Here is a 3740-nt window from a genome sequence, read left to right as displayed (position 1 = left end):
TGCCATCCGCAACGTCCCTCATCCTGAGGTGCGAGGCGATAGCCGAGCCTCGAAGGACGCACTTGGCTGGTGCAAGGCAGGCAAGTCCGAGCAGGCGAAGACGCGGGCATGAACGCCGCCCCGACGCCTTACCCCCGCGGCTGGGCCGGGGCCGATGCCGCCGGACGCTGCGGCGCACCGCGGCGCTCGCTCTGGCGGATGGCGGCCCAGGAGTTCTGCTGCGTCACCATGGAGCGCAGATAGGCGACGTTCTGCTCGGCCTCGGCCGGCGGCAGGTCCTTGCGGGCGATCTCCTCGGCTTCGGCGAAGCGCCCCTGCAGGCCGACGACGAGCGCGAGGTTCTGCCTGACCCGGCGGTCGGCGCGCGGATGGGCGGCGGCCTGGCGCAGCGCCTGCTCGGCCTGCGGCAGCTGGCGCGAGAGGGCATGGGAGAGGCCGAGATTGGCGAGGACCGAGGGCTCGCCGGGGGCGATCTTCAGGGCGTCGTTGTAGAGCGCCTGGGCTTCCGTCGAGCGGCCCATCTGGTCGTAGATCGAGGCCTGGACGTTGTAGATGCGCCAGTCCGGCTGGTCCGGGCGATGAGCGCGGCCGAGCACCTGCAGCGCCTGCTCGTGGCGGCCGACGTCGGCCAGCGCGCGGCCGTATTCGCCCATCAGCGCGAGATTGCGGGGATCGCGGATGGCGACACGCTCGAGCACGGCGACGGCCTGCGCCGCCTGCCCGGTCGCACGCAGGGCGCGGCCGTAGCGCATGGCGTTGGCGGCATCCTCGGGGCTCGAACGGTAGCGCGCGGCAAGGCTCTCGATCTCGGCGCGGGCGGTCTGTTCCGTATAGGAGCCGCCGGGGATCGATCCGGTGACATCGCCGCCGCCGCGACGGGCGCTGAGCGAGCAGCCACCGGAGACGAGGGCGGCGCAGGCGACGAGAAGAATGAGCGGACGGGGACGAATGGATACTGACATGACGAACTCCGCGGTCGGGCCGGGCGGTGTTCAGGTCATAATCCGTTAACGTTAACGAGCCGCTAAGAACCGGTCAGCGGCGCCGGCCGGATGCGGGGCGCGGACTGATCCAGCGCAGCGCCTGATCGGCCGCCCGCTCGCCGGAGGCCCAGGCGCCGCCGACCGTGCCCCACAGCCCGTCGTCCGTCGCCTCCCCCGCGATCAGCACCCGCTGGCCGACGGGTTCGGCGAGGCGCAGGCGCTGGGGCGTCGCACCGGGGCCTGCCACCGACCAGGCTCCACGGATGAAGGGATCTGTCGTCCAGGAGGTGACATGGACCTCCCCCATGACGCGACGGGCCTGGGGGCCGAACTCGTTGCCGATGAACTCGGCGGCGAAGGCCTTCATGGCCGTCGGGCCGGCATTGGCGAGGTCGCGGCCGAAGCGGCCGCCAATGTCGAGATACCACCAGTCGGAGCCGCCGATGCGGGCGAGGGGCTTGGCGGTCGCCGCGGTGTCCGCCTTCACCACGAAGGGCTCGTCCGGCCTGGCGTCCATCGGGTTGCCGGGCAGGTGCACGATGAGGTGCTCGTAGGCGCCGCAGGACAGCGCGGCGATGGCATCCGCCTGGCGCTTCGGCAGGGCCGGCGTGAAGCGGATCGCCCCCGACGCCAGCACCGATGTCGAGGCGGTGACGATGGCGGCGCGGGCCCGGATGGTGCCCGCCGGCGTCTCGACAGCGACGCCGCGCCCGGACCAGTCGACCTTCGTCACCGCCGTCGACAGGCGGATCGGCAGGCCCTCGGCGAGCTTCGCCAGGATGGCGCCATAGCTCTGGCGGCAGAACAGGTCGCGGGTCTCGATGGCGTTGTAGAAGTCGACGCAGGAGATCTCGGCCGTGTCCTTGCCGGAATCCCAGGCGCCTTTCAGGAACTCGATGGTCGGCTGCCAGTCCCTGAGGTTGGTCGGCATGGCGGCGGCGAGCGAGACCTCGCGGCCCGCCTCGCCGGCGTCGAGGATCGCCCGCTGCGCCCGCGTCAGCGCGGCGGCGAAGCCCTCCCATTCGCCCTCGCGCGGGCTGCGCCCCTTGATCAGCAGGCGCGGCCGCTCGGGATCATCATAGAGCTGGAAGCCCGCCGCGCGGGCGAGATCGACCAGAGGGTTGTCTGACGGGGCATGGATCCAGTGGGCGCCGAGGTCCATCGGCATGCCGAAATTGACGGTGTCGGCGATGCAGCGCCCGCCGCTGCGGTCCTTGGCCTCCAGCACGATCACCGACCGTCCGGCGGCCTGCAGCTTGCGGGCCGCGGCGATGCCGGCGGCACCCGCACCGATCACCACCACATCGACTTCCGCCGGCAGGGGGCGCGCGGTCTGGGCGAGGGCCGGGGCGGCGGGCAGGGCGGCCGATGCGGCGAGCACGGTGCGCCGGGTCATCAAGGGTCCGTTCATCGTAACTGGCGAATCCCGCTCATACGTGACGCCTATCACAGGCGAATGGCAGCGTCTTGGCCACTCTGTCTCCGCATCGTGAACCGCTTGGCAAGGGTTTGCGACAAACAGTCAACGTCCAAGAAACGGACGTCCCTGGGGAGGGACCATCATGGGAGACCGCATTCTCGACGCTCTGGGACGCCGCATCGCCGCGATCCTTGACAAACGCTCGCCGGGTTACGAGCCGACGACGCCGAGCGACCCCCATGCCCTGCGCGCCTCGCTGCGCCCCGGCGACATCCTGCTGGTGGAAGGCGACACCCGCATCTCCGCCGTCATCAAGTACCTGACCCAGTCGACCTGGTCGCATGCCGCCATGTATGTCGGTCCGATCGAGGGTGCCTGCGAACCCGACGGCGAGCCCCATGTGCTGGTCGAGGCCTATCTCGGCGACGGTGTCATTTCCGCCCCGCTCTCCAAGTACCGCAACTTCCACACGCGCATCTGCCGCCCTGTCGGCCTGACAGAACAGGATCAGCAGCAGGCCTGTCGTTACATGGTCGAGCGCATCGGCCTCGATTACGACCTGAAGAACATCCTCGACATGCTGCGCTTCCTCATCCCCATGCCGGTGCCGGTGCGCTGGCGGCGGCGGATGATCGCCTTCGGCTCGGGCGACCCGACGCGCGCGATCTGCTCGACGCTGATCGCCCAGGCCTTCGAGGCGGTCCGCTACCCGATCCTTCCGAAAGTCGAGCGCAGCGCCAAGGCCGGCGAGCAGCGGGTGAAGGGTGACGCCGCACGGCGCGAGGTGCTGCACATCCGCCACCATTCGCTCTATGCGCCGCGCGACTTCGACATCTCGCCCTATTTCGCCATCGTCAAGCCGACGATCCAGCGCGGCTTCAACTACAAGAAGCTGCAGTGGAGCGACGCGTTGCCCGACGGCGAGCCGGCGACCGGCCATACCGAATCGCCGAGCCTCAGCCCGGTGTCCTGATCAGAGCAGGCCGTGCTTGCGGAAGGCCTCCGCGAGCGGCATGCCGGCCTCGAGATCGGCGCGCATGCGCCGCTCGCCGGTGATCTTGGTCATGGCGGTCGAAAGCACGGCGAGAGCCTGAGCCCGCGGCACCACCACGACGCCGTCGACATCTCCGACGACGATATCACCGGGGGCGATGGTCACGTTGCCGATGGTGATCGGCACGTCCTTCTCCACCATCATGCCGCGATATTGCGTGTCGGCCGGCGACAGGGCCGCCGTGAAGACGGGGAAGCCCATGGCGCGGATGGCGACGACGTCACGCGCCGCGCCGTCGGTCAGGAAGCCCGCCGCCTGGAGATGACGGGCGCGGGTGGAGAGA

3 protein-coding genes and 1 pseudogene are annotated in these 3740 nt (G+C 70.2%); 1 reads left to right on the top strand and 3 read right to left on the bottom strand.

Annotation, left to right across the window (positions count from 1 at the left end; genetic code table 11):
- Nucleotides 1-128: 128 nt before the first annotated feature.
- Together ACE3TU_RS20115 and ACE3TU_RS20110 are read right to left on the bottom strand one after the other, a co-directional pair.
- A complete protein-coding gene (locus tag ACE3TU_RS20115) occupies nucleotides 129-962 on the bottom strand; it encodes a tetratricopeptide repeat protein (protein WP_374627477.1) in 834 nt (277 codons plus the stop codon).
- A gap of 73 nt (nucleotides 963-1035) precedes the next feature.
- Nucleotides 1036-2379, bottom strand: a complete 1344-nt coding sequence (locus ACE3TU_RS20110) for a flavin monoamine oxidase family protein (RefSeq protein WP_374627475.1) — start codon at nucleotides 2377-2379, stop codon at nucleotides 1036-1038.
- 166 nt (nucleotides 2380-2545) lie between these two features.
- On the opposite strand from ACE3TU_RS20110, the gene ACE3TU_RS20105 reads away from it, so the two are divergent.
- Nucleotides 2546-3376: a YiiX/YebB-like N1pC/P60 family cysteine hydrolase gene (locus ACE3TU_RS20105; RefSeq protein WP_374627473.1), complete on the top strand. Its 831-nt coding sequence runs from the start codon at nucleotides 2546-2548 to the stop codon at nucleotides 3374-3376.
- Here ACE3TU_RS20105 and ACE3TU_RS20100 read toward each other — a convergent pair.
- Nucleotides 3377-3740: pseudogene (locus ACE3TU_RS20100) on the bottom strand (RraA family protein); the annotation flags it as partial.

This window comes from Devosia sp., from assembly GCF_041917035.1.
In the GTDB taxonomy this organism is placed as follows: domain Bacteria; phylum Pseudomonadota; class Alphaproteobacteria; order Rhizobiales; family Devosiaceae; genus Devosia_A.
This window is presented reverse-complemented; position numbering and strand designations above follow the sequence as displayed.